General features: G+C 70.2%; 23 protein-coding genes, 1 tRNA gene and 3 pseudogenes. 16 read left to right on the forward strand and 11 right to left on the reverse strand.

All coding sequences use genetic code 11. The features are described 5' to 3' along the window. Positions 1 to 174 precede the first annotated feature (174 nt). Positions 175 to 403, forward strand: a pseudogene (locus tag OG953_RS33940) (amidohydrolase family protein); the annotation flags it as partial. 439 nt (positions 404 to 842) lie between these two features. Here OG953_RS33940 and OG953_RS33945 read toward each other — a convergent pair. Further along, the gene (locus tag OG953_RS33945; protein WP_405689052.1) at positions 843 to 1,577 is read right to left on the reverse strand and encodes a dienelactone hydrolase family protein; all 735 of its coding nucleotides are present in this window, start codon (positions 1,575 to 1,577) and stop codon (positions 843 to 845) included. 592 nt (positions 1,578 to 2,169) lie between these two features. On the opposite strand from OG953_RS33945, the gene OG953_RS33950 reads away from it, so the two are divergent. Together OG953_RS33950 and OG953_RS33955 are read left to right on the forward strand one after the other, a co-directional pair. Next, positions 2,170 to 3,255 (forward strand): S-(hydroxymethyl)mycothiol dehydrogenase, encoded by a 1,086-nt coding sequence (locus OG953_RS33950; RefSeq protein ID WP_405689053.1) that lies wholly within the window; start codon positions 2,170 to 2,172, stop codon positions 3,253 to 3,255. Further along, positions 3,255 to 3,884 (forward strand): MBL fold metallo-hydrolase, encoded by a 630-nt coding sequence (locus OG953_RS33955; protein ID WP_405689054.1) that lies wholly within the window; start codon positions 3,255 to 3,257, stop codon positions 3,882 to 3,884. Before OG953_RS33950 ends, OG953_RS33955 begins: the two co-directional genes overlap by 1 nt. On the opposite strand, the gene OG953_RS33960 is transcribed toward OG953_RS33955, so the two are convergent. The 5 genes and pseudogenes from OG953_RS33960 to OG953_RS33980 form a co-directional block, all read right to left on the reverse strand. Continuing rightward, a complete protein-coding gene (locus OG953_RS33960; RefSeq protein ID WP_405689055.1) occupies positions 3,878 to 4,831 on the reverse strand; it encodes a pseudouridine synthase in 954 nt (317 codons plus the stop codon). The two genes, OG953_RS33955 and OG953_RS33960, sit on opposite strands and share 7 nt — an antisense overlap. Before the next feature lie 116 nt (positions 4,832 to 4,947). Next, a complete protein-coding gene (locus tag OG953_RS33965) occupies positions 4,948 to 6,192 on the reverse strand; it encodes a hypothetical protein (RefSeq protein ID WP_405689057.1) in 1,245 nt (414 codons plus the stop codon). Next, entirely contained in the window at positions 6,189 to 7,256 is a 1,068-nt protein-coding gene (locus OG953_RS33970; RefSeq protein WP_405689058.1) for a hypothetical protein, read from the reverse strand. The genes OG953_RS33965 and OG953_RS33970 overlap by 4 nt, the downstream gene beginning before the upstream one ends. Positions 7,257 to 7,384: 128 nt before the next feature. After that, a pseudogene (locus OG953_RS33975) lies at positions 7,385 to 7,600 on the reverse strand (hypothetical protein); the annotation flags it as partial. A 367-nt stretch (positions 7,601 to 7,967) separates the two neighbouring features. Beyond that, positions 7,968 to 8,052 (reverse strand) — tRNA-Leu (locus OG953_RS33980). A 183-nt stretch (positions 8,053 to 8,235) separates the two neighbouring features. Between OG953_RS33980 and OG953_RS33985 the strand changes: the two genes are divergently transcribed. The 3 genes from OG953_RS33985 to OG953_RS33995 all read left to right on the forward strand — a co-directional run bounded on the left by OG953_RS33985 (position 8,236) and on the right by OG953_RS33995 (position 10,838). Beyond that, positions 8,236 to 9,561, forward strand: coding sequence for a M20/M25/M40 family metallo-hydrolase (locus OG953_RS33985; RefSeq protein WP_405689059.1), 1,326 nt, complete (start codon positions 8,236 to 8,238; stop codon positions 9,559 to 9,561). A gap of 164 nt (positions 9,562 to 9,725) precedes the next feature. Beyond that, on the forward strand, positions 9,726 to 9,959 hold the full coding sequence (gene chpH / locus OG953_RS33990; protein ID WP_405689060.1) for a chaplin ChpH: 234 nt from the start codon (positions 9,726 to 9,728) through the stop codon (positions 9,957 to 9,959). Between the two features lie 138 nt (positions 9,960 to 10,097). Continuing rightward, positions 10,098 to 10,838, forward strand: a complete 741-nt coding sequence (locus OG953_RS33995; protein ID WP_405689061.1) for a chaplin — start codon at positions 10,098 to 10,100, stop codon at positions 10,836 to 10,838. Between the two features lie 67 nt (positions 10,839 to 10,905). Here the strand turns inward: OG953_RS33995 and OG953_RS34000 are convergent, their stop codons facing one another. Then, positions 10,906 to 11,094: a DUF5703 family protein gene (locus OG953_RS34000; protein ID WP_030918345.1), complete on the reverse strand. Its 189-nt coding sequence runs from the start codon at positions 11,092 to 11,094 to the stop codon at positions 10,906 to 10,908. A gap of 47 nt (positions 11,095 to 11,141) precedes the next feature. Here OG953_RS34000 and OG953_RS34005 point away from each other — a divergent pair, with 47 nt between their 5' ends. Next, entirely contained in the window at positions 11,142 to 11,801 is a 660-nt protein-coding gene (locus OG953_RS34005; RefSeq protein WP_405689062.1) for a hypothetical protein, read from the forward strand. Positions 11,802 to 11,864: 63 nt separating this feature from the next. Here the strand turns inward: OG953_RS34005 and OG953_RS34010 are convergent, their stop codons facing one another. Together OG953_RS34010 and OG953_RS34015 are read right to left on the reverse strand one after the other, a co-directional pair. Next, positions 11,865 to 14,213 carry a helix-hairpin-helix domain-containing protein gene (locus tag OG953_RS34010; protein ID WP_405689063.1) on the reverse strand — a complete coding sequence of 783 codons (2,349 nt, stop codon included), beginning with the start codon at positions 14,211 to 14,213 and terminating at the stop codon, positions 11,865 to 11,867. Continuing rightward, positions 14,210 to 15,193, reverse strand: coding sequence for an aldo/keto reductase (locus OG953_RS34015; RefSeq protein ID WP_405689065.1), 984 nt, complete (start codon positions 15,191 to 15,193; stop codon positions 14,210 to 14,212). The genes OG953_RS34010 and OG953_RS34015 overlap by 4 nt, the downstream gene beginning before the upstream one ends. A gap of 140 nt (positions 15,194 to 15,333) precedes the next feature. Here OG953_RS34015 and OG953_RS34020 point away from each other — a divergent pair, with 140 nt between their 5' ends. Then, the gene (locus OG953_RS34020; protein ID WP_405689067.1) at positions 15,334 to 16,383 is read left to right on the forward strand and encodes an LLM class F420-dependent oxidoreductase; all 1,050 of its coding nucleotides are present in this window, start codon (positions 15,334 to 15,336) and stop codon (positions 16,381 to 16,383) included. A 300-nt stretch (positions 16,384 to 16,683) separates the two neighbouring features. Next, positions 16,684 to 17,472 carry a ferritin-like domain-containing protein gene (locus OG953_RS34025; protein ID WP_405689069.1) on the forward strand — a complete coding sequence of 263 codons (789 nt, stop codon included), beginning with the start codon at positions 16,684 to 16,686 and terminating at the stop codon, positions 17,470 to 17,472. 25 nt (positions 17,473 to 17,497) lie between these two features. On the opposite strand, the gene corA is transcribed toward OG953_RS34025, so the two are convergent. Beyond that, positions 17,498 to 18,493, reverse strand: a complete 996-nt coding sequence (gene corA / locus OG953_RS34030) for a magnesium/cobalt transporter CorA (RefSeq protein WP_405689071.1) — start codon at positions 18,491 to 18,493, stop codon at positions 17,498 to 17,500. Between the two features lie 59 nt (positions 18,494 to 18,552). On the opposite strand from corA, the gene OG953_RS34035 reads away from it, so the two are divergent. The 5 genes and pseudogenes from OG953_RS34035 to OG953_RS34055 all read left to right on the forward strand — a co-directional run. Continuing rightward, positions 18,553 to 19,275, forward strand: a complete 723-nt coding sequence (locus OG953_RS34035; protein WP_405689073.1) for a histidine phosphatase family protein — start codon at positions 18,553 to 18,555, stop codon at positions 19,273 to 19,275. A 105-nt stretch (positions 19,276 to 19,380) separates the two neighbouring features. Further along, positions 19,381 to 19,971: a DUF3090 domain-containing protein gene (locus OG953_RS34040; protein ID WP_072484378.1), complete on the forward strand. Its 591-nt coding sequence runs from the start codon at positions 19,381 to 19,383 to the stop codon at positions 19,969 to 19,971. Then, positions 19,935 to 20,789, forward strand: coding sequence for an SCO1664 family protein (locus tag OG953_RS34045; protein WP_405689074.1), 855 nt, complete (start codon positions 19,935 to 19,937; stop codon positions 20,787 to 20,789). The genes OG953_RS34040 and OG953_RS34045 overlap by 37 nt, the downstream gene beginning before the upstream one ends. Positions 20,790 to 20,941: 152 nt before the next feature. After that, positions 20,942 to 22,171 carry a cysteine--1-D-myo-inosityl 2-amino-2-deoxy-alpha-D-glucopyranoside ligase gene (gene mshC, locus OG953_RS34050; protein WP_405689076.1) on the forward strand — a complete coding sequence of 410 codons (1,230 nt, stop codon included), beginning with the start codon at positions 20,942 to 20,944 and terminating at the stop codon, positions 22,169 to 22,171. Between the two features lie 125 nt (positions 22,172 to 22,296). Then, positions 22,297 to 22,595 (forward strand): annotated as a pseudogene (locus OG953_RS34055) (hypothetical protein); the annotation flags it as partial. A 91-nt stretch (positions 22,596 to 22,686) separates the two neighbouring features. Here OG953_RS34055 and OG953_RS34060 read toward each other — a convergent pair. Then, complete coding sequence (locus tag OG953_RS34060) at positions 22,687 to 23,766, reverse strand: PAC2 family protein (protein ID WP_405689077.1); 1,080 nt, start codon at positions 23,764 to 23,766, stop codon at positions 22,687 to 22,689. 256 nt (positions 23,767 to 24,022) lie between these two features. Here OG953_RS34060 and OG953_RS34065 point away from each other — a divergent pair, with 256 nt between their 5' ends. Then, entirely contained in the window at positions 24,023 to 25,372 is a 1,350-nt protein-coding gene (locus OG953_RS34065) for an L-fuconate dehydratase (RefSeq protein WP_405689078.1), read from the forward strand. Then, entirely contained in the window at positions 25,369 to 26,148 is a 780-nt protein-coding gene (locus OG953_RS34070; protein ID WP_405689080.1) for an SDR family NAD(P)-dependent oxidoreductase, read from the forward strand. Before OG953_RS34065 ends, OG953_RS34070 begins: the two co-directional genes overlap by 4 nt. The last annotated feature ends 137 nt before the right edge of the window (positions 26,149 to 26,285 follow it).

A 26,285-nucleotide genomic window follows, 5' to 3' on the forward strand; every position in this document is an offset into this window, starting at 1 on the left:
GTTGACGTGTGAACCCGTCGGAGAGTTCGATGTGCCGCCATCGGGGCCGAAGAGCGCCCCTCGGCGGTCACCGTGACGGACTCACCCACCGTTCCTAGCCAGTGCGCATGAGTGGGTCCTGGACCCACTGGTGCGTGCTGGGCGCAGCAGCTCACAACCCCCGAGAGCGAGGGGCCGGCCTTCCTCCCGGAGCAGCGCATCTCCCCTGACCGCAGCCATCGCCGCGTACACGGCGGGCTCGGCTTATGCGAACCATCTGGACGACACCGGAAGCATCCGTCCCGGATCCCTCGCCGACCTGGTGGTCCTGGACCGGGACCCGTACACGGGCCCGCCCGAGGAGATAGGTCACACCCGCGTCCTTCAGACGTACGTGGGCGGCAGGCGGGTCCACGAGGCCGAGCGAAGCTGCGGCGGACCGACCAGGCCAGCTGACGGAACATGTCCATCGACGCCGCGACAACGTCAACGGGGCACTCGCCAAGTCGCACTCCGGCTCTGCGACGGGGGCCTGATCAGCAGCCTTCTACGCTGGGCAGGCCCCTACTCGGTCAGGTGCCGTGGACCATGTCCCTTCTCAGCGAAGTTAGTTGCCGCGGATACCGCTGACCTGGGTGGACTGGATTGGCTGAGACAGCCGTCACGGCCTGGGATGCCCCGCTTGCCGCGAACGCCCCGGCGGCGACGGCGGGTAATTCCGCCGCGCCACGAAGTCGGCCTGCTCGTCGGCCATCCAGCGTTCGGTGGCCAGGTGGGCCACGGCCATGCCGACATCGGTGTGGCCCACCGCGCTGTCTGCTGGTCGCAGCCGTGTACTTCAGGTTTGGTTCCGGTCCGGAGCCTCAGCTGTTGGACAGTGTGCGGTCGAGGAGGGGGACCAGGCGGTCCCAGTGGCGCTGTAGTCCGGCGGGGTCGAAGGCGTCGGTGTCGGACATGGTGAACCCGTGGACGGTGCCAGGGTAGATCTCGGAGGTGTAGTCGATTTTCGCGGCGTCCAGGGCCCGGTTGAGCTCGCCCAGGGTTTCGGGCGTCAGGTCGCTTTCGGCATGGCCGAAGTGGACCTGGGCGGTGATCTCGGCGAAGGCACCCGGCCCGTCCACGCCCACGGGGCCGTGGAATGCGGCGAGGGCGGCCACCTGGTCGGGGTGGGCCGCGGCGGTGCGCATCGCCAGGAGGCCGCCTATGCAGTAGCCGGTCACCGCGACCGGTCCGGCGCCGACCTCGGGCCGGGTGGTGAGGAACCTGAGGTAGGCGTCGGCGTCGCTCAGGACACGTTCGGCGGTGTGCGCCTCGATCAAGGGCATCAACTGGGCCATGAGTGCGGGCCGGACCTCTTCTCCGATGTGCTCGGGAAGGTCGATCACCGGTGCCGGGCCGTGCCGGTAGAAGAGGTTGGGGACGAGCACGTAGTACCCGTGCCCGGCCAGTTCGCGGGCCATCTCCCGCAGCACGGGCCGGATGCCGAAGCCGTCCGCGTACATCAGCACCCCTGTGTGCCGCTCGCCGTGGTCGGGGAAGGCGGCGAAGGCGTCGGCCTGGCCGTCCGTGGTGGGAATCTGCAGCGTCTTGGTGGGCATGAATTCTCCTGTCGTGGTTGATGTGTCGAGCCTGTGATCAACACGACGGAGGCGGAGCCCGCGCAGCAGCGCAAGATCCTCGATCGAACAGCGGGCCCGCACCGGCCCGTACGGCGCTCAGAAGAGCACCGGGTCACCAATCCGTGTGTGGCGCAATGCCGTCCCGGTATTCATGGCCGCACAGCGTAGCCCACCGGGCAAAAGGCGACGCCAGCACCCCAGTCCACAGCGCGGCGCGACATCCCTGGCCTCGGCCATGAGCCGGCGTCTCTCCTCCCCATCGGCCGTCGTCCACGCGATCTGGTACCTCGCCACGTCGGCGTACACGGAAACGTGCCCAGCCCCGTGCCCCTGCCCGACTCCGCCGCCAGCCTCGTGCTAACCCCACTCCGGGACCACAGCGCTACGTGACTTACGTGCCTACCGCCGATACGGCGCCTTGACCTGCCAGGATCCTTAACAACTCTAGATAATCACCGGGTGGACGGCAGCCGCTTCCCGCCAACGCGGCGCGCCGTCGTGACACCCTCACGGGGCGTACGGTTGTTCGTGTTCGATCTTCACGAAATGACGGAAACAGGGAGACCACGGTATGTCGCAGCAGGTGCAAGGAGTCATCGCACCGGGGAAGAACGAGCCGGTACGGGTCGAGACGATCGTGATCCCGGACCCGGGCCCCGGCGAGGCCGTGGTGAAGATCCAGGCGTGCGGTGTCTGCCACACCGATCTCCACTACAAGCAGGGCGGCATCAACGACGACTTCCCCTTCCTGCTCGGCCACGAGGCCTCGGGCGTGGTGGAGTCCGTCGGCGAGGGGGTCACGGACGTCGAGCCCGGCGACTTCGTCATCCTCAACTGGCGTGCCGTGTGCGGGCAGTGTCGTGCGTGCCTGCGCGGCCGCCCCTGGTACTGCTTCAACACCCACAACGCCGAGCAGAAGATGACGCTGCTCGACGGCACGGAGCTGTCACCGGCGCTCGGTATCGGCGCGTTCGCCGAGAAGACCCTGGTCGCCGCCGGTCAGTGCACCAAGGTCGACCCGGAGGTCTCTCCGGCCGTCGCCGGGCTGCTCGGCTGTGGCGTGATGGCGGGCATCGGCGCCGCCATCAACACCGGGCAGGTCGGCCGTGGCGATTCGGTCGCCGTGATCGGCTGCGGCGGTGTCGGCGACGCGGCGATCGCGGGCGCGCGCCTGGCCGGCGCGGCGAAGATCATCGCCGTGGACATCGACGACCGCAAGCTGGAGACGGCGAAGACGATGGGTGCCACGCACACCGTCAACTCCCGCTCCACCGATCCGGTCGAGGCGATCCGCTCCCTGACCGACGGCAACGGCGCGGACGTCGTCATCGAGGCGGTCGGCCGCCCGGAGACGTACAAGCAGGCCTTCTACGCCCGCGACCTCGCAGGCACGGTCGTCCTGGTCGGCGTCCCGACCCCGGAGATGCAGCTGGAACTGCCGCTCATCGACGTCTTCGGCCGCGGCGGCTCGCTCAAGTCCTCCTGGTACGGCGACTGCCTGCCCTCGCGCGACTTCCCGATGCTCATCGATCTGCACCAGCAGGGCCGGATCGACCTCGGCGCGTTCGTCACCGAGACCATCGGGCTCGGCGACATCGAGCAGGCCTTCGCCCGGATGCACGAAGGCGACGTGCTGCGTTCGGTGGTGGTCTTCTGATGGCCGTCCGCATCGACCACCTCGTCACCTCCGGCACCTTCGCCCTCGACGGCGGGGAGTGGGACGTCGACAACAACGTCTGGATCGTCGGCGACGACACCGAGGCGATCGTCATCGACGCCGCCCATGACGCCGCCGCCATCGAGGCCGCGCTGAACGGCCGTACGCTGCGCGCCATCGTCTGCACGCACGCGCACAACGACCACATCGACGCGGCCCCGGCCCTCGCCGACGCCACCGGTGCACCGGTCCTGCTGCACCCCGACGACCTGCCGCTGTGGAAGCAGACCCACCCGGACCGCGCCCCGGACGGCGAACTGGCCGCCGGCCAGGAGCTGGAGATCGCCGGAACGACGCTCCAGGTCCTGCACACCCCCGGTCATGCCCCGGGCGCCGTCTGCCTGTACGCCCCCGAGCTGTCCACCGTCTTCACGGGTGACACGCTCTTCCAGGGCGGCCCCGGCGCCACCGGGCGTTCCTTCTCCCACTTCCCGACGATCGTCGCGTCGATCAGGGACCGGCTGCTCGCCCTGCCGCCGGAGACCACCGTCCGCACCGGACACGGCGATTCCACGACCATCGGCGCGGAGGCCCCGCATCTGGACGAGTGGATCGCCCGCGGTCACTGAGAACCGCGGCTCACCGGTCCGGGCCATGCGCAGAGCCGCAGCCCGCTCTCGAAGCGGCGCGGCCCGCCCGTGACCGGGTCGGTGAACTCCAGCACCCGGGCCAGGAGTTGGAGCGGGTGCGACCAGTCGTCGGTCGCACCCTCCGGCCGGACCACCGGGTAGACCGGGTCGTGGACGAGTGGCAGCCCCAGGCTGTTCATATGGACCCGCAGCTGATGGGTGCGTCCGGTGGCGGGCAGCAGCCGGTACCGGCCGAGACCCTCCCTGTGCTCCAGCAACTCGATCCGGCTCTCGCTGTTCGGCTCGCCCGGCTCCTCTCGGGCGGCGATGACCCCGCGCTCCTTGACGATGCGGCTGCGTAGGGTCCGCGGGAAGGCCGGCTCGGGGGCGTACGGTGCCACCGCCTCGTACTCCTTGAGCACCGAGCGGTCCCGGAACATCGTCTGGTACGCGCCCCGCTCCTCGGGCCGCACGACGAAGAGGACGAGGCCCGCGGTCAGCCGGTCCAGCCGGTGCGCGGGCTGCAGCTCGGGCAGGTCCAGCTCGCGGCGCAGCCGGGCCACCGCGGTCTCGGTGATGTGCCGGCCGCGCGGTGTCGTCGCCAGGAAGTGCGGCTTGTCCGCGATCACGATGTGCTCGTCGCGGTGGACAACACGGACCGGGAACGGCACCGGCTCCTCCGGCGCGAAATCCCGGTGGAACCAGATGTACCGGCCGGCGGTGTACGGCTCGTCGGTGGGCACCGGGCCCTGTACGGAGACGAACCGGCCCTCGGCGAGCATGGCGTCCACCCGCGTCGCCCCGATCGCACCCGCGAACCGCGCCAGCAGGTGATCGCGTACCGTCGCCCAACGGCCGTCCGGATCCTCGGGGAGCCGCAGCCGGACCGGATCGATCCCGTCCCGCTGCGGCAACGGTGCCGACGGGGGCTTCGCACGCCCCCTCATCGGGGTGCGCCGACCGGTACAGCGGTGAGCATGGTGCGGGCTCCTCGTATCTTCTGCCGGGGTGTCCGCACAGTATCGCCCGTTCCGCCCGCCCGCCGGGGCCCTGCCCCCCGCACTCAGGCGTTCGGCAGTGTCACCTTCTCCGGGCCGCACCCGATACGCTCGGCCTCGGCGGCGACATAGCCGGGCAGCAGCTCACGCGTGAGGTCGACGCCCCCGTCCGTCGGCTGATCCAGCTGCTCCACCATGAAGATCACGGGCCCGGTCTGGCAGCTCGCCCGGTAGACGCCCCGCGATCCGTCGAGCCGACCGAACCCCTTGGAGCCCTTGAGAGGCAGACCGGCCTTGCGTGTGTCCCCGGAGAAGATCTCGGTCAGCGCCGGGTCCGTCACCGTGGTCATCCGCACGACGGGGGAGTAGCCGTCACCGGACTCGCAGACCCGGGCGGGCCCGCCGTCGTCGCTGACGCGAGTCTGCTCCAGAGCCTTGCGGTACGCCGCGGGGACGGTGAGGCCCTTGACCCCGCAGAAGGCGTTGGTCTTCGTGTCCTGCCGGTCCACGAGGGCGGGCAGGGTGCGAGGAATCCGATAGGTGCCGGAGCAGCCGAATTCGCGGATGACGCCATTGGTCGCCTCCACCAGCGCGCGGGTCAGGGCGGCGCGGTTCTCCCGGTCGTACTCCGACCCGATGTCGAGTCCGGCCTGTCCCATGCCGATGTCCACCACGGTGGGACCGGTGAACTCGTCCCGTCCCGTGCAGCTCTGCGGCAGCGCCAGCCAGGCGCGCGACGACGAGGTCATCCCGGGCAGCCCGTCGCCGAGCGACACCATGCCGGCCGCGAGGAACTCCTGCGGCCAGGCGTGTGCGTCGGTGCCCCGGAGACCGTCCAGCTGGTGCACCCGCAGGGTCACTTGGCGGCGGGGATTGTCGTCCTTGTAGCTGGTGATGCGGCACTGTCCGTACGACGGTTCGCGATCGCGCGGATTGGCCTGCAGGGACTGCTCCTCGACCTCGGTCCTGCGGTCACCGAAGAGGTCCGACATGGTCGAGTCGCCGAGCGAGTCCCAGCAGGGGGCGGGACCGAGCAGCGGAAGCGTGTCCGTCCGCCAGGCCACCGCACCGGCGCCGAGGAGAGCACCGACCAGCCCGGCGGCAGTGACGGCGCGAGCGGTACGGCTGCGGAACAGGCGGCGCAGAACGGGGGTGTGCGCGGGGGCGGGCTCCTGGTCCGGGGACGGGCCCGGCTGTGGCTCGTGCGCCTGTTCCTGCTCCTGCTCCTGCTCCTGAGGAACTGTGGTCTTCTCGCCGTCCACCGCCGCTGCCCCGTTCTCTTCGTTCTCTTCGGTCTCTTCGCCGTTCACGCGACCTCACCGGCACCGCACCCGATGCGCTTGCTCACGGACTTGGTGAAGTTCGTGAACACCTGCCGGTCGTCGGGCCGGCCCGCACCCTTCAGACCGGACTGGACGTTTCCGTAGAACACTGTCTGCCGCCCGTTGCACTCGGTGCGTACGAGCCCGTTGCCGGCACCTTCGGGAAGCCCCTTGAACAGCGCGACCAGGCGTGGCTCGCCCGCCATCACGTACTGCGCCGCCGGCTCGTCGGGCATCCGCAGCGCGCGCCACACCACCGAACAGGTCTGGAGCTGCTCGCCGACCACCCCCACCTGTTCCTGGTACTGGGAACTCCGGCCGAGTTCGAGCGTCACACCGGGTATCCGGCACAGCGGGCTCCGGGCGGACTCGTCGTCCTCGGCGACCGTCACGATGGGCGACGTCATGCGCAGGGGCTTGTCCGGTGCGCAACCGGCCTTCCGCATACCCGTGTTGGCGGCATCCAGCAGCAGCCGGGTGACGTCGGACCGGCTGCCGATCGTGAACGGCATGGCCACCTTGCCCAGATGGCCGTCGCCGGTGCTCTCGCTCCGGATCGTCACCGCGGACGGCCTGCCGTCCACATCACAGGTGTCGGGCAGGACCAGCATCGCCCGGTCACCGGCGACCAGCCCGTCCAGCCCGTCGGGCAGTTGGGAGGCCGACCCGTCGAAGTACCGGGCTATCCAGGCACGGTGTTTCTCGACCCCGGTGGGAACCGGACCGTACTCGACGGTGACCTGCTCCTTGAACGTGAGCGGCTCGTCCGAGTCGTCGTCCGGAACCGTCGAGGTCACCGCGACCGTGCAACTGGCGTGGTGACGGCCGGCCGAGGGCGGCGCGGACTCGGTGGCGCGCCGCTCGGAGCCGGACTTGTCGAGCCCGTCGTCACCGAGGAAGGCCGCACCGCTGTTCTGCTCCCACGCCCCCCAGCAGTAGCTGTCCCGGAACGGCCAACTGTCCTTCGCCCACAGCCCGATGGCGGATACGAGCACCGCCCCGGCGACCGTTCCGGCGAGGAGCGCGCCCCGCCGCCTGCGTCTGCTGTCCATCACATTCCCCCTTGCGAAGTACGAAGATCGCGCAAAGTCTCGATGCTACGTCGTCGCCCGGGGCAGGCGTGCAGCACGCCGTACCGCACCACGCCCTGAGGAAGCCCCTTCCCGACTGTCGCCGCAGATCAGCCGGTCGCCGAGAACACGAACGAGAACTCCGCGGCCTCCGCATGGAGCCGGTACTCCGGCAGCACGCCCGGCCCGCACGACTGCGAACCGATCCCCTGCACCGCATCGTCCAGATTGACCCAGACGGTCTCGCCGGCCCGCAACTCCGGTGCGTGCTCCGCCGCATCCAGCTGCTCGCTCGTCCACCGCCGCGCGGTGAACCAGAACGGTGCACCGTTCCTAACCAGTGCGCATGAGGGAGTCCTGGACCCGCTGCTGCGTTCTGCTGCGCGGCGGCGTCCGGCGAGAGCCGGAAGCGCCACTCCCCGTTCAGCGACATCCGCCCGGAATCCGATCTCGCGTACCAGGCTCGTGGCTCCAGCCCGCCCGAACCGGGACCCATATCCTCGTACCAGGGCAAGGCGGGCGTGTGTGTGCGGTTCATGGGACTCCTCGCTCGGCGATGGTCTCCGTGCTGCTGGACGCTAGCGAGGAATGAACCGTTTCAACCAGGGTTGCACCCTGCTCCGGCCCATGTGCGACCGTGCGGGCACAACGCAGAATGCCGACCAGGATCGCTCCTGATCGGCATTCTTCATGTGTCCGAGGGGGGACTTGAACCCCCACGCCCGATAAAGGGCACTAGCACCTCAAGCTAGCGCGTCTGCCATTCCGCCACCCGGACAAGGTGTCTGTCTCGCGGGCCCGGCCCGTTCCGACGTGGAAAACAATAGCAAACATTCGGGGGTGCTCGATCACGCCAGGGGAAGTGTGAAGGGCGCATGACGGGGGGGTGGGGGCCTTGGGTGTGCGGGCCGGGCACGGGAGGATGAGGGGGAGCACCACGGCGACAGTGGAAGGAAGCAGTGTGAGCGAGACCAACACGGCCCGGACCGTCTCGGGCGAGGACGAGGTCGTGGACCTCTGTCGTGAGCTGATCCGGATCGACACCAGTAACTACGGGGACCACTCGGGTCCGGGAGAGCGGGTCGCCGCCGAGTACGTCGCGGAGAAGCTCGCCGAGGTCGGGCTGGAGCCGCAGATCTTCGAGTCCCACAAGGGCCGGGCCTCGACCGTGGCGCGGATCGAGGGCGAGGACCCGTCCAGGCCCGCGCTGCTGATCCACGGGCACACCGATGTGGTTCCGGCCAATGCTCACGACTGGACGCACCACCCGTTCTCGGGCGAGGTCGCGGACGGCTGTGTGTGGGGCCGTGGCGCGGTCGACATGAAGGACATGGACGCGATGACTCTCGCGGTCGTCCGCGATCGGATGCGCAGCGGCCGCAAGCCCCCGCGCGACATCGTGCTGGCCTTCCTCGCGGACGAGGAGGCGGGCGGTACGTACGGTGCCCGGTATCTCGTGGACAAGCACCCCGGCCTCTTCGAGGGCGTCACCGAGGCGATCGGCGAGGTAGGCGGCTTCTCCTTCACGGTGAACGAGAAGCTGCGGCTCTACCTCGTCGAGACAGCCGAGAAGGGCATGCACTGGATGCGTCTCACCGTGGACGGCACCGCCGGCCACGGCTCGATGACCAACGGCGACAATGCGATCACCGAGCTCTGCGAGGCGGTCGGACGGCTCGGGCGGCACAAGTGGCCGGTCCGGGTGACCAAGACCGTACGGTCCTTCCTCGACGAGCTGTCCGATGCGCTCGGCACCCCGCTCGACCCGGAGGACATGGACGCCACGCTTGCCAAGCTGGGCGGCATCGCCAAGATGATCGGCGCCACGCTCCGCAACTCCGCCGCTCCCACCATGCTCGGCGCCGGCTACAAGGTGAACGTGATTCCCGGCCAGGCCACCGCCCATGTCGACGGCCGTTTCCTGCCCGGCTTCGAGGACGAGTTCCTGGCCGATCTGGACCGGATCCTCGGCCCGCGGGTGAAGCGCGAGGACGTGCACGGGGACAAGGCGCTGGAGACCAGTTTCGACGGTTCGCTCGTGGACGCGATGCAGATCGCCCTGAAGGCGGAGGACCCGATCGCGCGCGCCGTCCCTTACATGCTTTCCGGCGGTACCGACGCCAAGTCCTTCGACGACCTCGGTATCCGCTGCTTCGGGTTCGCCCCGCTGAAGCTGCCGCCGGAGCTCGACTTCGCAGGCATGTTCCACGGCGTGGACGAGCGTGTACCCGTGGACGGTCTGCAGTTCGGTGTGCGGGTGCTCGACCGTTTCATCGACAACTGCTGAGTCTCTGCCGCTTTTCCGCTGATTCTCCGCGTCAACATTCGTCAGCGTGTGCGTATTTGACCGGAACGAGTGAAAGGAACCATACGCTCGTAGCCCAATTACCTCTTCCTCGTTACAAGTGATGCGGTCCGCGGCTGGGACCGCATTGCCAACTAGGAGGAATAATGATCAAGAAGGTCGTCGCTGCTGCGGCTGTCACCGGTGGTCTGGTGCTCGCGGGTGCGGGCATGGCCGTCGCGGACTCCGGTGCCCAGGGCACCGCTGTCAACAGCCCCGGTGTGGTCTCGGGCAACGTCATCCAGGTGCCCGTGCATGTGCCGGTGAACGTGTGTGGCAACACGATCTCCGTGATCGGGCTGCTGAACCCCACCTTCGGCAACACCTGCGCCAATTCCTGACGTTGTGCGTCAACCCGTAAGGGTTTGAATCCGGTCGGCCCCGGAGTGCACGCCATGCACTCCGGGGCCGCTGGGTAATCGGCCCCCGCACGGTCAAGTCCGGGGGTATTCCGGAAGGTAGAAGGCAGGAAACAACGTATGCGACAGGTCACGCGTAAAGGCCTGATCACCATGGCGGCTGCGGGCGGCGTGCTCGCGCTGAGTGGCGGTTACGCGCACGCCGACGCGGGAGCGGCCGGCGGCGCATCGAATTCCCCGGGGGTGCTTTCAGGGAATTCGGTCCAGATCCCGGTCGACGTACCGGTCAACGTATGCGGTAACTCCGTGAGCGTCGTGGGACTGCTCAACCCGGCCGCAGGAAACACCTGCGGAAACGGTTCGCAAAGCGCTGCCTCGGGCCTCCACGCCTCGGACAGTCAGGAGTCCGGCGACCGGACCCAGGCGCACCGGGCGGGGACCGGCAGGCACCGGGCCGTCACGAGCGGCACCGGGAGCGGGGCAACGGCCGAGGGGGTTACGAGCGGCTCGCCCGGTGTGCTTTCGGGCAACAATATCGCGGTGCCCATCGACATCCCCGTGAACGCCTGCGGGAACAGTGTCATCATCGGCGGACTGCTCAATCCCGCCTCCGGCAACGACTGCGGAAATGTTCCGGACGTCGTCACGCCGCCGGTCGGCACCCCGGTCACCCCGGTCACCGAGCACCAGCCCCCGGCACCCCCACCGCGCAACGTGTCGAATGCGCACGAGACACAGAACGTCGCGCAGCTCGCACACACTGGAGCGGGCGGGCTCGACCTGCTGGTCCCGGCGAGCGTGGGCCTGCTCCTGGCGGGTGCGGGCACAGTGTTGTACCGCCGCGCCCGGATGTCCGCATAGCGGACCGAGGCGGCGACGTAAGCACGGTGAAGGGAGCGGGCCCCGCGACTGCGGGGCCCGCTCCTTCTCACCAGGTGGCCCGGAGCTGGCGGATGATCCGTCGGCGCAGCCGCACCCTGCGGCTGCCGTCACGGCGCAGCGTCAGTCGGTCCAACTCCCAGTGCCCGTACTCGGCATGGTCGGTCAGCAGGCGGGCCGTCTCCTTCCGGGACACCCCGCGCGGTACGTACACATCGACAAATTCGTATTCCGGCATCGCATCTATTGTGCGGGCAGAGCCCGTGTACGGATAGCGTCTGCACTATGTCTGATGCTGCGCAGCCCACCGCTGCCGAGGTACGCGCCGCCGCCGAAGCGATCAAAGCCGCGCTCGACCATCACCTCGAGGCGGTCGAACGCCGGACAGGGGACGATGATCCAGCTGTCTATGACGCGTTCAATGCACTGGCCGCTGCCGCCGAGTTCTACGACGAACTGCTCTACGACCGCTACGACGAGGTCACCCCTTTCGAGATCCCGGGTGCGGAGGACTCCCTGCCGCCGTACGCCGGTCCCGAGGAGCCGAACGCGCTGAGTGTGCTGATCCGGCGCGACTATGCGGTGGTGGAGCCGCCACGGCTGCTCGCACAGGCTCAGCGGATCGCCGACCTCGATCCGGACGACCGCACCAGCGGGAGCGCCGCGGTGGTGGGCTCCAGCGTCCATGCCGCGCTCGGAGTGCTCTTCGGTGAGTACGAACCGGACGAGATCGCTTCCCGGCATACGGAGTTCGGTCTGGAGGAGGGCGACTCCACGCTCTGGGTCACGGCTGCGGAGGAGCTGCCCGAGGCGGGGGAGTGGCTCGGCGCACCGTTCGACGAAGCGGACCCGCAACTGGTGGTCTGCCGCTTCGACGTCAGCGCCGTCTTCGACGAGGACGAACCGGACGAGGAGCCGGCCGGTCTGGTGGTGGACAGCTCCTGATCCGTCCCCAGGGCGGGCTCGAAACCGAGCCCGTCCTGCGTCGGGGGACAGGGCGTGACCCGGTCATCCGGCCGGAGCCTCCAGCAGGGTGCGCAGTCGCGTCGTGCGGTTCTGGGCCGGGGACTGGGCGACCGCGCGCTGGAGCGCCTGATCCACCCCGTGCACGACGGACAGATGCCGCTCCCCGCGGCTGAATGCGGTGTACACCCAGGAGCGACTCAGCCCCTGGGCGGCGTCACCCGGCAGCACGACGACCACTGCGGGCCACCGCATTCCGGCCGCCTGGTGGGCGCTGAGGGCCCAGCCGTGGCGTACGGACGACTCCACCCGCTCCTGCGGTACGACGACCTTCGTACCCGCGCAGTCCAGGTGCAGGCCCTTGGCGTCGGCCGAGACGACCACCCCGGGCACGGTCCTGCCGGGCGTCGGGACATGGACGACACGGTCGCCCGGGTCGAAGCCGCCGAACCGCCCCGGACCGGGGTTGAGCCGCAGCTTCAGTGCCGCGTTCAATGCCCGGGTGCCCGCCGAGCCGCCGTGGCCGACGGTGATCACCTGGGTGTCGGCCGACGGTACGCCGATGGCACGCGGCACCGAGTCGGCGACCAGTTGCACGGTGCGGTGCACCGCCTCGCCCGCGTCGCGCACGGGGACGATCACCACCTCCCTGCCGGGCGCCGCGACCTGGTTCAGCTCGCCGATGCCGATGCCTGAGACCAGTTCGCCGATCGGTCCCGAATCCGGCGTACGGGACACGATCTGCGGGCAGGTATGGGCAGCCAGTACATCGGCGAACACCCGCCCCGCACCGGCCGAGCCCAGCACTCCCAGGTCGCCGCTGAGTACCAGCCGGGTGCCGTCGGCCAGCGACTCCACGAGGATCGCGGCGGTTTCGACGTCCAGCTGAGGGGCGTCCAGCACGACGAGCAGGTCGACGGCGATCGCCCCCTCCTCGTCCCGCCCGGGGCCCTCCGCGCCGGAGAGCAGCCCGGCGAGTGTGACGGCTGCCGACGGATCGCCGGTCGCCTCGGCCAGTCGACGCCTGCCGTCGACGCTGTGCACGGCACCCAAAGCGCGCAGTCCGAGGCCGCGGGCCGCGGTGATCAGCGCGGCGGGTTCGGCCCTGGCCGCCTCGCCGCCGGTGTGCGCCACCAGGCCATGGGCCGCGACCGCACGGATCAGCTCGGCCGCCGACGGGGAGCCCGCGGCCGAGGCCGGCTCCGTCCAGTCGGCGTCCTTCTCACAGGCGTTGACCAGCCGGGCCAGACCGTCGGCGAGGCTCTCCTCGGCGAGTGCGTACCGGTCGAGACCGAGCAGCACCTGCACCGGTTCCTGCCCGGCCCGGTCCTCCGCGCTTCCTTCGGCGTCCTCGCCGGGTTCCGCGGGTGCCTCGGACTCCTGGTCGTCCTGCCTGTCCTGGAAGACCAGGACGACGCCCTCGGCGACGGCATGCTGTACGGCTGATTCGGGGTCGGTCACCGAGCGCTCGGTGAGCGCGGCGCGTACGGCCGTCGCGTCCAGTGCTGTATGGCCCTGGAGCGCGGCCCGCTCCAGCAGCCAGCCGACCAGGGCCGCGGTGCGCCGCTCGTCGTCCGGACCGCACTCGGTGCCCAGCATGGCCCGTGCGAAACCGTCGGCCTGCTCGGGCCTGACTCCCGGCACTGCCAGCAACTGCCACGGGTCCTCGCGCAGGGCATCGGCGGCCTGCGCACCGAGGGCCTCGGCCGCCGGGCCCGCCAGTGCTCTGGGCGCCCCGCCCTCGGCCAGTACGGCGGCCACCGCGGCGACGGCCTCCGGTGAGGCGCCCTGCGGAGCCGGGACCTGCTCGGGCGCGCGGGGGCGTACCGGAGCGGGAGTGGGAGCGGCCCGGCGAGGGGCGGCGGGTGCGGGCGAGTCGAAGAACGCGGCGGCGGGCCTCTCACCGCTCTCCACGGCACGCACGGCCGCCAGCAGATCGGCCGCCTGGCCGCTCAGCTTCGCACCGGCGGCGATGGGGCCTTCCTTCTCGGCCTTGCGCTTCTCGATCCGCTCCCTCAGCTCACGCTGGGCGGCGAGCTCGGCCTCGGCCTCGGAGAGCGGTGCGGGGGCGGCAGCCGACCCGTCCACGGCGCCGTCGGCCGCGGTCGTCCCGTCGGTGTCGGTCGTGCCGCCGGTCTCGTCGGCCGCTTCATCGGTGTACGTCATGCCGTCGGACCCGGTGTCGGCTGCCTCCTCGGTCCCGGAGGTCCCGGAGCCGTCGTCCTCCGTCTCCGCGGCGTCGGCGGCGTCATCGGCCGCCGTCGATCCCTCGCCGCCGTCGTGACCCTCGTCCTCCGGGGACGGACCGGGCACGGCGGCGGAGGGGTCCGCGACGACGCTGTCGCCGTCGGCGGCCGGGGAGCCGGGGGTTTCCCCCCGGGGAAGCGCAGTCACAGCGTGCTCCAGTCCTGGTCGGGATAGCGGTGCACGGGCGCCGACACATCGTCGAGCGCCTGGCAGATCTCGTCAGGAAGACTAAGCGCCTCCACTGACAATGCCTCCGTGAGCTGCCGCGCGTTGCGTGCACCGACGATCGGGGCCACCACTCCCGGCCGGTCCCGCACCCAGGCGAGAGCTACCTGGAGCGCCGTCGTGGCCAGGCCGTCGGCCGCTGTCGCCACCGCGTCCACGATGCGGCCGGCCGGGTCGTCGAGATACGGCTCGACGAACGGGGCCAGCAGCTCCGAGGCGCCGCGTGAGTCCGCCGGAGTGCCCGTTCGGTACTTGCCGGTCAGGACACCCCGGCCCAGCGGGGAGGAAGGCAGCAGCCCCAGGCCCAGATCGAGCGCGGCCGGCAGCACCTCGCGTTCCACACCCCGCTGCAACAGGGAGTACTCCATCTGGGTGCTCGCCAGCCGGGTGCGCACCCCGGGCGACGCGAGCTGCCAGGTCGCCGCCTTGGCCAGCTGCCAGCCGCAGAAATTCGACACCCCCGCGTACCTGGCGCGGCCGGTGGACACGGCCAGGTCAACCGCCTGAAGGGTCTCCTCCAGCGGAGTCACCGGGTCGAAGGCGTGGATCTGCCACAGATCCACGTAATCCGTACCGAGCCGTTCCAGGGAGGCGTCCAGCGCGGCCAGCAGATGGCCGCGGGATCCGTTGAACCGGCGGTACGGGTCGGCCACGCTGCCCGCCTTCGTCGCGATGACCAGATCGTGCCGTGGCACCAGGCCCTCGGTGAGCCGCCCGAGCAGATATTCGGCCTCCCCGCCGCCGTACACATCAGCCGTGTCGACCAGCGTGCCGCCCGCCTCCCAGAAGGCTTTCAGCTGTTCGGCAGCGTCGTGCTCGTCGGTGTCCCGGCCCCAGGTCAGGGTGCCGAGCCCGATCCGGGACACTCGAAGGCCGGTGCGGCCGAGATGCCTCTGCTCCATGTGCGCTGAGATTACTGGCCAGAGCCCCACTGGGCGGAAGCCTGTGGACAACCCGGCATCAAGTCGCCCCTGCCGGAACCCGTTGCCGCACGCTAGAGTCCGATGCTCAGGGACGTTACTGATCAGTAAGGGGAGCGGCTATGCGGCTCGGCATCAATCTCGGTTACTGGGGCGCGGGAATGGACGGCGACAACCTCGCTGTCGCCCAGGAGGCCGACCGGCTCGGTTACGACGTCTGCTGGGCGGCCGAAGCGTACGGTTCCGACGCGCCGACCGTGCTCTCCTGGGTCGCCGCCCAGACCGAATCGATCGACGTCGGCTCCGCGATCATGCAGATCCCGGCCCGCCAGCCCGCGATGACGGCGATGACCGCCGCGACCCTCGACTCGCTCTCCGGCGGCCGTTTCCGGCTCGGCCTCGGCGTGTCGGGACCGCAGGTCTCCGAGGGCTGGTACGGCGTCAAGTTCGACAAGCCGCTGGCCCGCACCCGGGAGTACGTCGAGATCGTCCGCAAGGCGATGTCCCGTGAGCGGCTGTCGTACGAGGGGCAGCACTGGACGCTTCCGCTGCCGGACGGTCCGGGCAAGCCGATCAAGCTCACCGTCCATCCGCAGCGCGACCACATTCCGCTCTACATCGCCGCGATCGGCCCGAAGAACCTGGAGCAGACCGGGGAGATCGCCGACGGCGCGCTGCTGATCTTCCCGTCCGCGGAGCACCTTGAGGACACCGCGGTGAAGTACCTGCGGGCGGGCCGCGAGAAGGCCGGCAGGGCCATGGAGGGCTTTGACGTCTGCCCGACGCTGCCGCTGGCCGTCGGTGACGACATCAATGGCCTCGCGGACATGTTCCGTCCGTACACCGCGCTGTACGTGGGCGGTATGGGCAGCCGCAAGCAGAACTTCTACAACCAACTCGCGCAGCGCATGGGGTACGAGAAGGAAGCCGCCGAGATTCAGGACAAGTACCTGTCCGGAGACAAGAACGGCGCCGCTGCAGCTGTGCCGCACCAGCTGATCGACCAGACCACGCTGCTCGGTTCGGTCGAGCGCATCGCCGAGCGGATGCAGGCGTACGCCGCGGCGGGTGTCACGACGCTGACTCTGGCACCGGCAGGGTTCACGCTCGATGAGCGGATCACGGCTTTGCGGGCCGGTACGGATGCGCTGGAGCGGTCCGGGCTCGCGTAGCGCGGGCTCCGCACTTCCGGGGGCTCCCGGGGCTCCGGGACAGCGCTACGGCCGTGGTGGGGGCTCGGGGGTCCTCCCCGCCACGGCCGTTACGCGGAACAACGCGTTCGGGGGCGTGTGGTTACGCCGAACGGCGTGCGGTTCGGTGCGGGGGCACCGGGCTGACGGTTCCGTCCTCAATCGCCGGGCGGGCTGGAGCGTTGCAGCCCGTCCGGCGTAGCCGGGGGGCGTTCCTGTTGCCCGGGTGGTCGTGTCGCATTTGACTGGCGATGGGCGGATGCCGGTACGGAGGTGGCAGTGATGCTCTCGGCGAGGAACCTGTTCCAGGAGATTCTGGACGAAGACGAGTCGTTCCGGCTGTTCTGCTCCATCGCGGCCAGCGGGGAGTCCCAGGGCGGCTGGGAGAACGGCCGCATCGCGGCCCTCGTGCCCGAGAGCCAGCGGGCCCTGGCGCCCAAGATCGCGCGGCACGGCGCCGACGAGGACAAGCACGGCCGGATCTTCAACGCGCTGCTGAAGAAGCGCGGGCTGCAGCCGGTCGAGGTTCCGCGCGAGACCGACTACACGATGCTGCTGGAGAAGCACGGCATCGGCCTCGCCCATGAGCAGCTGGGGCGCCAGGAGCCGCTCTCCGAGAGGGACATCATCACCTACCTCGCCCACAGCCGGGTCACCGAACAGCGCGCCTCCGAGCAGATGACGCTGCTGCGCAAGCACTTCGCCGACCACCCCGACCTCGGCCGCGCCGTGAAGATGATCTCGAACGACGAGGACAACCACCTGGCCTACTGCCATGAGGAGTTGCTCCGCTTCGCCCGCTTCGGACACGGCCGCACGATCCAGCGCATTCTGCGCGAGTGCGCGCTCACCGAGATCCGGGTGTACCGCGATGTCAGTCTCGCCGTGATGGATCACATGGGCCGCATCCTGCACTGGCCCCGGGCCAAGGCGGCGGTGCTGGCCGCGGGGATCCACGGGGTCTACGCGTACGAACGGCTCGTGGGGTGGCGGCGCATGGTGAGCCTGGCGCCGCCCGAGCGGCGCGACGCGCTGGGCGGTCCCGCGACGCAGGCGCCCGAGTTCGCCTGATCCGGGCGCCGCGCCCGGCCGCCCGTCAGAGCCAGCCGCGGCGCTTGAACTGCCGGTAGAGGCCGAAGACCACGGAGCCCATCAGCACGATCACCGCCGGATAGGCCCACTCCCAGCGGAGCTCCGGCATGTGCTCGAAGTTCATGCCGTAGATTCCCGCCACCATGGTCGGTACGGCGGCCATCGCCGCCCAGGCCGAGATCTTGCGCATGTCGTCGTTCTGCCGCACGCCCACCTGGGCCAGCTGCGCCGAGAGGATGTCGGAGAGCAGCCGGTCCAGCCCCTCCACGTACTCGTTGGCGCGCGTCAGATGGTCGCTCACGTCGCGGAAGAACGGCTGCGAGCGTTCGTGGACGAACGGCACCTCCGCGCTCGCCAGTCGGGCCATGGGGGCGCTCAGCGGACCAGTGGCACGGCGGAACTCCATGATCTGCCGCTTGAAGGTGTAGATGCGGGACGCGGTGTTCTTGGTGTCCACGGCGCCGGTCGGCGCGAAAACCTCGGTCTCCAGCTCCTCCAGGTCGACCTGGAGCTCGCCCGCCACCTCGATGTAGTGGTCGACGACGGCGTCGCTGATCGCGTACAGCACCGCGGTCGGCCCGTGCCTGAGAACCTCCGGCTCTGACTCCAGACGGCGGCGTACCGCGGCGAGCGGGGCGCCCTCCCCGTGCCGGACCGTCACGACGAACGAATCGCCGATGAAGGCCATCAGCTCGTCGGTGGTGACCGTGTCGCTCAGGTGCTCGTACACCACCGGCTTGATGACCGCGAAGAGCGAGTCGTCGTACACCTCCAGCTTGGGCCGTTGGTGCGCACTCAGGGCGTCCTCCACGGCCAGCGGATGGAGTCCGAACTCACTGCTGACGAGCTCGAATTCCTCCTCCGTCGGCTCGTGCAGACCGATCCAGAGAAACGCGTCCCCGGTGGCCCGTGCCTCCGCGAGGGCATCGGAGAGATCGGCGGGGCCTTCGGTACGACGCCCGCCCCGGTAGATCGCACTGTCCACAATCACGGCGCGCATTCTTCCCTGCTCCGGTCCCCGGCGCACCTCACCGGCGGCAGCGGCCTACGCTGGCCCGTATGCCCACCCTGATCCTCGTACGCCATGGACGCTCCACCGCCAACACGGCCGGGGTGCTCGCGGGCCGCACCCCGGGTGTCGCGCTCGACGAGCGCGGTGCCGCCCAGGCCGCGGCGCTGCCCGGACGGCTGGCCGCCCTGCCCCTCGCCGCCGCCGTCAGCAGCCCCCTGCAGCGCTGCCGGGAAACCCTGCAGCCGCTGCTCGAAGCCCGGCCGGGACTGGTGCTGCACACCGAGGAGCGGATCAGCGAGTGCGACTACGGCGACTGGTCGGGGCGCAAGCTGGCGGAACTCACCGACGAACCGCTGATGAGCGTCGTGCAGCAGCATCCGTCGGCCGCGGCGTTCCCCGGCGGCGAGTCCATGCGCGCCATGCAGGCACGCGCCGTCGACGCAGTACGCGACTGGAACGCGCGGATCGAGGCCGAGCACGGTGAAGACGCCGCCTATGTGATGTGCTCGCACGGCGACGTCATCAAGGCCCTCGTCGCCGACGCGCTCGGCATGCATCTCGACCTCTTCCAGCGGATCCACGCCGACCCCTGTTCGGTCACCGCGATCCGCTACACCAGGCTGCGGCCCTTTCTGCTGCGGCTCGGTGACACGGGGGACCTCGCCCCATTGGCGCCCCGTGAGCACACAGCCGGAACGGACCAGGGCCGGCGACCGGCGGCGGACGCCGATGCGGACGCGGCGATCGGGGGCGGCGCTGGGTCGCCGTGATCGCTTTGCGCAGTAGGGTGGACGCGCCGTAGGCGCCCTTCCCGGGGGAATCCCCCGGACCCCGGCCGCCCCTCATCTGCCGTCAATTTTCAAGGGAGACAGGACGTGTCCCGTCAGGTGTTCCTCTACGACCCCCCGGACCGCTTCGTGGCCGGTACGGTCGGGTTGCCTGGACGTCGTACGTTCTTCCTGCAGGCATCCTCAGGCGGACGTGTCACCAGCGTGGCCCTGGAGAAGACTCAGGTCGCCGCGCTCGCCGAGCGCATCGACGAACTGCTCGACGAAGTGGTGCGGCGGACCGGCGGGAATTCTCCGGTGCCCGCCGTGGCGCCGATGGATGTCACCGACACCGCGCCGCTCGACGTGCCCGTCGAGGAGGAGTTCCGGGTCGGCACGATGGCGCTCGCCTGGGACGGCGAGGAGCAGCGCATGATCGTCGAGGCGCAGGCGCTGGTCGAGCTCGACGTGGACTCCGACGAGGATCTCGCGGAGGCCGAGGAGCGGTTGCTCCAGGACGAGGAGAACGGTCCGCCGATGCTCCGGGTCCGCCTCAGCGGCGCGCAGGCCCGCGCCTTCGCCAAGCGCGCCCTGGATGTCGTGAACGCCGGGCGCCCGCCGTGCCCGCTGTGCAGCCTGCCGCTCGACCCGGAAGGACACGTATGCCCGCGCCAGAACGGATACCGTCGCGGAGCCTGACCGACACCGAGCTGGTCACCCTCCTCACCGAGGGCCGGCTCACCGTCCGCGGCCAGATCCGCGGGGCGTCCAACGCGGTGCTCTACTGCACGGTCGCCCACGAGGGCGACGAGGTTACGTGCGTCTACAAGCCAGTGGCCGGGGAACAGCCCCTGTGGGACTTCCCGGACGGCACGCTCGCCCAGCGTGAGGTGGCCGCGTACGAGATCTCCGAGGCGACCGGATGGGGGCTCATACCGCCCACCGTGCTGCGGGACGGGCCATACGGCGAGGGCATGTGCCAGCTGTGGATCGAAGCGGCGCCGGACAGCGACGAGTCCTCCGTGGACGGTCAGCCCCCGCTCCTGGCACTCGTCGAGGACGAGGAGCCGGGCGAGGGCTGGAAGGCCGTCGCCCTCGCCGAGGCCGGGGAGGGGAAGACGGCACTGCTGGTCCACGCGGACGATCCTCGGCTGCGGCGGCTGGCGGTCCTCGATGCCGTGATCAACAACGGTGACCGCAAGGGCGGCCATCTGCTGCCCGCACCCGACGGCCGGCTCTACGGCATCGACCACGGAGTGACCTTCAACACCGACGACAAGCTGCGCACCCTGCTCTGGGGGTGGGCGGGGGAGCCGTTGACGGCCGAGGCCGTCGAGGTCGTGGACCGGCTCGGTGCGGAGCTGGCGCCCGGGAGCTCGCTCGTCACCCGGCTGGCCGGGCTGATCACCGCGGTCGAGATCGAGGCCTTGCGGGGACGTGTGGAGGGGCTGAGGACGTCGGGGAAGCACCCGGAGCCGAGCGGTGAGTGGCCGTCGATCCCCTGGCCGCCGGTGTGACGAGATCAAGCCACTCCGGCGGTCGGGGAGAGCGGGTATACGGGCGGGGCCCGTACCGGAGCAGATGAACCCACGCCGCGCAAGACCGCCTCTTCGGTCAAGATCCGGCATCCGGTTCGTATCCGGAACATGCATCCGGCTACGCTCGTGGCATGCATGCCTGGCCCGCTTCTGAGGTCCCCGCCCTGCCTGGCAAGGGCCGCGACCTTCGGATCCACGACACCGCGACCGGCGGACGGATCACTCTTGACCCCGGTCCCGTCGCCCGTATCTACGTCTGCGGCATCACGCCGTACGACGCGACCCACATGGGTCATGCGGCGACCTACAACGCGTTCGACCTCGTTCAGCGCGTGTGGCTCGACACCAAGCGGCAGGTTCACTATGTCCAGAACGTGACCGACGTGGACGACCCGCTGCTGGAGCGGGCCGTGCGCGACGGTCAGGACTGGACCGAGCTCGCCGAGCGCGAGACGGCCCTGTTCCGCGAGGACATGACTGCCCTGCGCATGCTCCCGCCGAAGCACTACATCGGTGCCGTGGAGGCGATACCGGGCATCGTCCCGCTCGTCGAGCGGCTCCGGGACGCCGGCGCCGCCTACGAACTCGACGGGGATGTGTACTTCTCCGTCGAGACCGACCCGCACTTCGGCGGGGTCTCGAACCTCGACGCCGAGGCGATGCGGCTGCTCTCTGCCGAGCGTGGTGGCGACCCGGAGCGTCCCGACAAGAAGAACCCGCTCGACCCGATGCTCTGGATGGCCGCCCGTGAGGGCGAGCCGAGCTGGGACGGCGCCTCGCTCGGCCCCGGCCGGCCCGGCTGGCACATCGAGTGCGTCGCCATCGCCCTGGACCACCTCGGCATGGGCTTCGACGTCCAGGGAGGCGGGTCCGACCTCGCCTTCCCTCACCACGAGATGGGCGCCTCGCACGCCCAGGTGCTGACCGGCGAGTACCCGTTCGCCCAGGCGTATGTGCACGCCGGAATGGTCGCCCTGGACGGCGAGAAGATGTCCAAGTCCAAGGGCAACCTGGTCTTCGTCTCGAAACTGCGTCATGACGGCGTGGACCCGGCGGCGATCCGGCTCGCCCTGCTGTCGCACCACTACCGGTCCGACTGGGAGTGGACCGACCAGGTGCTCGCCGATGCCGTCGAGCGGCTCGGGCGGTGGCGTGCCGCCGTCTCCCGGCCCGACGGACTGCCTGCCGAGGCCCTGGTCGAGGAGGTCCGCGAGGCCCTTGCCGACGACCTGGACGCACCGGCCGCCCTGGCGGCCGTGGACCGCTGGGCCGAGCGCCAGAACGCCGAGGGTGGTACGGACGAGGGCGCACCGGGCCTTGTCTCGCGCACCGTCGACGCGCTGCTGGGTGTCGCACTGTAGTGCCGCGCACGGTGACAACCCGCTGATCGCCATCCGACGAGCCGGCCTTGGACTTCTCGACGAAGTTCAGGGCCGGTTCCGTTTTGCTCATGGTGAAGTGCTCGATGCTGCGCTAAAAGCGCTCTATGCAATCATCAACGCGCATCAGAACGGCGGCACTTGCAGCCTTGCTGGGGCTGATGGCCGTCTTCGCGGGGCCCGGCGCAGCCCGGGCCGGCGCCGCCGAACCGGACACCACCACGGTCGGCGACCTCACCGGATTCTCCGCCGACGGATCCGTCTACCACTTGAGGGCCGGCGCCGCCGAGGCCCGTGTCAGCTTCGTCTCCGCCGAGACCTTCCGTATCGAACCCCGGGCGGTACGTTCTCCGACCCGACCGGCGACGACATAGTCATGCCGCAGGGCACCCCGCCGCACACCCGACCACGGGGACTGGGCCGCGGCGCGGTTCACCTGCTTCTGAACGACGGAGCGCCGGGCGGGGATGTACCCGCCCGGCGCTCCGCCGGTCTCATCAGTCCTCCGAGGATTCCTCCGACGAACCCTGTGGGTCGTCGCCGTCGCCGTCCTCGTTCTCCTGGTCGGCCGATGGCTGCCGGCCGGGCCCGCTCGTGGGTGGCGAGCCGGGTCCCGTCTCGCCCCCGGTGTCCGGCCGGACCGCCTTCGGTGGACGGGTGCGGCCGCTGGAGGCGTCGCGCAGATACGAGGCGTCGCCGCTCTCCGTCGCATGCCCGCCGGGCGCCTGGCCCGGACCGACGTCCCGGCGGCGCAGATAGCGCTCGAACTCCCGGGCGATGGCCTCGCCGCTCGCCTCGGGAAGCTCCGCGGTGTCCCGGGCCTCCTCCAGCGTCTGCACGTACTCCGCCACTTCGCTGTCCTCGGCGGCCAGTTGGTCGACTCCGAGCTGCCAGGCACGTGCGTCCTCGGGCAGCTCGCCCAGCGGGATGCGCAGACCGAGGAGATCCTCCAGGCGGTTCAGCAGCGCGAGCGTGGCCTTCGGGTTGGGCGGCTGCGACACGTAGTGCGGCACCGCCGCCCACAGGCTCACCGCGGGCACGCCCGCGTGCGTACACGCCTCCTGGAGGATGCCGACGATGCCCGTCGGACCCTCGTACCTGGTCTCCTCCAGGTTCATGGTCCGCGCCAGATCCGGGTCGGAGGTGACTCCGCTGACCGGTACCGGGCGGGTGTGCGGGGTGTCGCCGAGCAGTGCGCCCAGGACAACCACCATCTCCACGCCCAGCTCATGGGCGAAGGCCAGGATCTCGTTGCAGAACGAGCGCCAGCGCATGGACGGCTCGATACCCCGGACCAGGACGAGATCGCGGGGCTTGTCCCCGCCGATGCGGACCACGGAGAGCCGGGTGGTCGGCCAGGTGATCTTGCGCACCCCGCCGTCCAGCCAGACCGTCGGCCGGTTGACCTGGAAGTCGTAGTAGTCCTCGGCGTCCAGCGCCGCGAACACCTCGCCCTTCCACTCCCGGTCCAGGTGCGCGACCGCCGTGGATGCGGCGTCACCTGCGTCGTTCCATCCCTCGAACGCGGCCACCATGACCGGGTCGATCAGCTCGGGAACCCCCTCGAGCTCGATCACCCAGGCCTCCTTCCGAAGTTCCCTTGCGTACCCACCAACCTTACGGCTTCCGGCCGCTCTCGCCGCAGCCCCTGTGCACGGCCGGGTGAACCCGACCCGCGAGGGTGCATCACCGGTCGAATCAGGGCATCAGTCTCTGAATACATCCGAGCTGTGTCCAGTCAATTTCGCCCCAACCCTGGACGTTGGGGCCTTCGTGACGCTATACATCGGATGACCAGAGCAGAGGTCCGATGTTATTCCCCTGGGGGCGCACATGAGTCAGACCGTCACGGACTTCGAGGTCCACGACATCCGTTTTCCGACCTCGGAACAACTGGACGGCTCGGACGCCATGAACCCCGACCCCGACTACTCGGCTGCCTATGTCGTACTGAGCACTGCCCCCATTGACGGCATTGACGGCACTGACGGCACCGGCATCGAGGGGCATGGCTTCTGCTTCACCATCGGGCGCGGCAACGAGGTGATGGCCGCCGCCATCGAAGCGTTGCGCCCGTACGTGGTGGGGCGCCCGGTGCCCCGCACCGCGGCCGACCTCGCCGCGCTGCACCGTGAGCTCACCCATGACTCCCAACTGCGCTGGCTCGGCCCCGAGAAGGGCGTGATGCACATGGCGGCCGGCGCGGTCGTCAACGCCGCCTGGGACCTGGCGGCGAAGCAGGCCGGCAGGCCCGTCTGGCAGTTCCTCGCCGAGATGACGCCCGAGGAGCTCGTCTCCCTCGTCGACTTCCGCTATCTCACCGATGCCCTCACCCCCGATGAGGCCCTCGCGATCCTGCGGGCCGCCGAACCGGGCCGGGCCGAGCGCGCCGAGCGGCTGCGCGCCGAGGGCTACCCGGCGTACACCACCTCGCCCGGCTGGCTGGGATACACCGACGACAAGCTGGTCAGGCTGGCGAAGGAGGCCGTCGCCGACGGGTTCACGCAGATCAAGCTGAAGGTCGGCGGCAATCTCGGCGACGACGTCCGCAGACTCGCCCTGGCCCGCGAGGCTGTCGGGCCGGACGTCCGGATCGCCGTCGACGCCAACCAGCGCTGGGACGTCGCCGACGCGGTGAAGTGGATGACCGCGCTCGCGCCGTACGACCCGCACTGGATCGAGGAGCCGACCAGCCCCGACGACATCCTCGGCCACGCCGCAGTCCGCGCCGGGCAGCCGGTCAAGGTCGCCACCGGCGAACATGTTGCCAACCGGGTCGTGTTCAAACAGCTGCTGCAGGCCGGAGCCGTCGACTTCGTCCAGATCGACGCGGCCCGTGTCGCGGGAGTCAACGAGAACCTGGCGATCCTGCTGCTCGCCGCCAAGTACGGCGTACCGGTCTGCCCGCACGCGGGCGGTGTCGGACTGTGCGAGCTGGTGCAGCACCTCTCGATGTTCGACTATGTGGCGGTCTCCGGTAGTTGGGAGAACCGTGTGATCGAGTACGTCGACCATCTCCACGAACACTTCGCCGACCCCACCGTGATCGAGTCCGGCCGTTACGCCGCCCCGAGTTCCCCGGGCTTCTCCGCCCGGATGCTCCCCGAATCGATCGCCGCACACCGCTATCCGGAGGGCCCCGTATGGCAGGCCCGCCGCACCACCGAGGAGGATGACCGATGACCGGCACAAGCGACTTCGAGGGCATGAACGCCCTGGTGACGGGAGGTGCCTCAGGCATCGGGGCCGCCGTGGCGACCATGCTGCTGGCGCGCGGTGCGCGCGTGGCCGTACTCGACCGCGAGACCGCAGGCGCCCCGGACGGCACGCTCGCCCTCAAGGCGGACGTCACCGACGAAGCGGCCGTGCGCGAGGCGGTCGACCTGGCCGCCGGTGAACTGGGCGGCCTGCACTCCGTCGTGTCCAACGCGGGCATCGGTTCCATCGGCACGGTCGAGGACAACGCCGACGACGAGTGGACCCGCGTTCTGGACATCAATGTCCTCGGCATGGTCCGCACCGCCCGGCACGCCCTGCCCCATCTGCGGCGCGCGGCGGCCGACCGCCCCGGTGTCGTCTCGATCACCCAGACCTGCTCGATCGCCGCGACCGCCGGACTGCCGCAACGCGCCCTGTACAGCGCGAGCAAGGGCGCGGTCCTCTCGCTGACCCTTGCGATGGCCGCCGACCATGTCCGCGAGGGCATCCGGGTCAACTGCGTCAATCCGGGCACCGCGGACACCCCGTGGATAGGGCGGCTCCTGGGCCAGGCCGACGACCCGGCCGCCGAGCGAGCCGCGCTGGGCGCCCGGCAGCCGCTGGGACGGCTGGTCTCGGCCGACGAGGTGGCCGCCGCGATCGTCTACCTGGCCAGCCCCGCCGCCGCCTCGGTCACCGGTACGGCACTGGCCGTCGACGGCGGGATGCAGGGCCTGCGCCTGCGACCCACCGAGAACTGATCAGGGGTGCGCGGCCCTCGGGCCTGTCCGGCCGATCAGGGCCGGACAGGCCCGAGCCGCACAAACGGGCCGCACCCCTGTGCGCCATGCACCGCCGCTTTGCCAACAGAGCTCCGAGCCGGTACTCCACGAAGGAC

Origin of the sequence: Streptomyces sp. NBC_00057, assembly GCF_045041165.1 — a bacterium.
Classification (GTDB): Bacteria; Actinomycetota; Actinomycetes; order Streptomycetales; family Streptomycetaceae; genus Streptomyces.

Bases quoted from the DNA above. Each gene is read 5' to 3' on its own strand.
- OG953_RS33945 (WP_405689052.1), bottom strand. From the start codon at position 1,577: ATGCCCACCAAGACGCTGCAGATTCCCACCACGGACGGCCAGGCCGAC.
- OG953_RS33950 (WP_405689053.1), top strand. From the start codon at position 2,170: ATGTCGCAGCAGGTGCAAGGAGTCATCGCACCGGGGAAGAACGAGCCG.
- OG953_RS33955 (WP_405689054.1), top strand. From the start codon at position 3,255: ATGGCCGTCCGCATCGACCACCTCGTCACCTCCGGCACCTTCGCCCTC.
- OG953_RS33960 (WP_405689055.1), bottom strand. From the start codon at position 4,831: ATGAGGGGGCGTGCGAAGCCCCCGTCGGCACCGTTGCCGCAGCGGGAC.
- OG953_RS33970 (WP_405689058.1), bottom strand. From the start codon at position 7,256: ATGGACAGCAGACGCAGGCGGCGGGGCGCGCTCCTCGCCGGAACGGTC.
- chpH (WP_405689060.1), top strand. From the start codon at position 9,726: ATGATCAAGAAGGTCGTCGCTGCTGCGGCTGTCACCGGTGGTCTGGTG.
- OG953_RS33995 (WP_405689061.1), top strand. From the start codon at position 10,098: ATGCGACAGGTCACGCGTAAAGGCCTGATCACCATGGCGGCTGCGGGC.
- OG953_RS34000 (WP_030918345.1), bottom strand. From the start codon at position 11,094: ATGCCGGAATACGAATTTGTCGATGTGTACGTACCGCGCGGGGTGTCC.
- OG953_RS34005 (WP_405689062.1), top strand. From the start codon at position 11,142: ATGTCTGATGCTGCGCAGCCCACCGCTGCCGAGGTACGCGCCGCCGCC.
- OG953_RS34015 (WP_405689065.1), bottom strand. From the start codon at position 15,193: ATGGAGCAGAGGCATCTCGGCCGCACCGGCCTTCGAGTGTCCCGGATC.
- OG953_RS34020 (WP_405689067.1), top strand. From the start codon at position 15,334: ATGCGGCTCGGCATCAATCTCGGTTACTGGGGCGCGGGAATGGACGGC.
- OG953_RS34025 (WP_405689069.1), top strand. From the start codon at position 16,684: ATGCTCTCGGCGAGGAACCTGTTCCAGGAGATTCTGGACGAAGACGAG.
- corA (WP_405689071.1), bottom strand. From the start codon at position 18,493: ATGCGCGCCGTGATTGTGGACAGTGCGATCTACCGGGGCGGGCGTCGT.
- OG953_RS34035 (WP_405689073.1), top strand. From the start codon at position 18,553: ATGCCCACCCTGATCCTCGTACGCCATGGACGCTCCACCGCCAACACG.
- OG953_RS34045 (WP_405689074.1), top strand. From the start codon at position 19,935: ATGCCCGCGCCAGAACGGATACCGTCGCGGAGCCTGACCGACACCGAG.
- mshC (WP_405689076.1), top strand. From the start codon at position 20,942: ATGCATGCCTGGCCCGCTTCTGAGGTCCCCGCCCTGCCTGGCAAGGGC.
- OG953_RS34065 (WP_405689078.1), top strand. From the start codon at position 24,023: ATGAGTCAGACCGTCACGGACTTCGAGGTCCACGACATCCGTTTTCCG.
- OG953_RS34070 (WP_405689080.1), top strand. From the start codon at position 25,369: ATGACCGGCACAAGCGACTTCGAGGGCATGAACGCCCTGGTGACGGGA.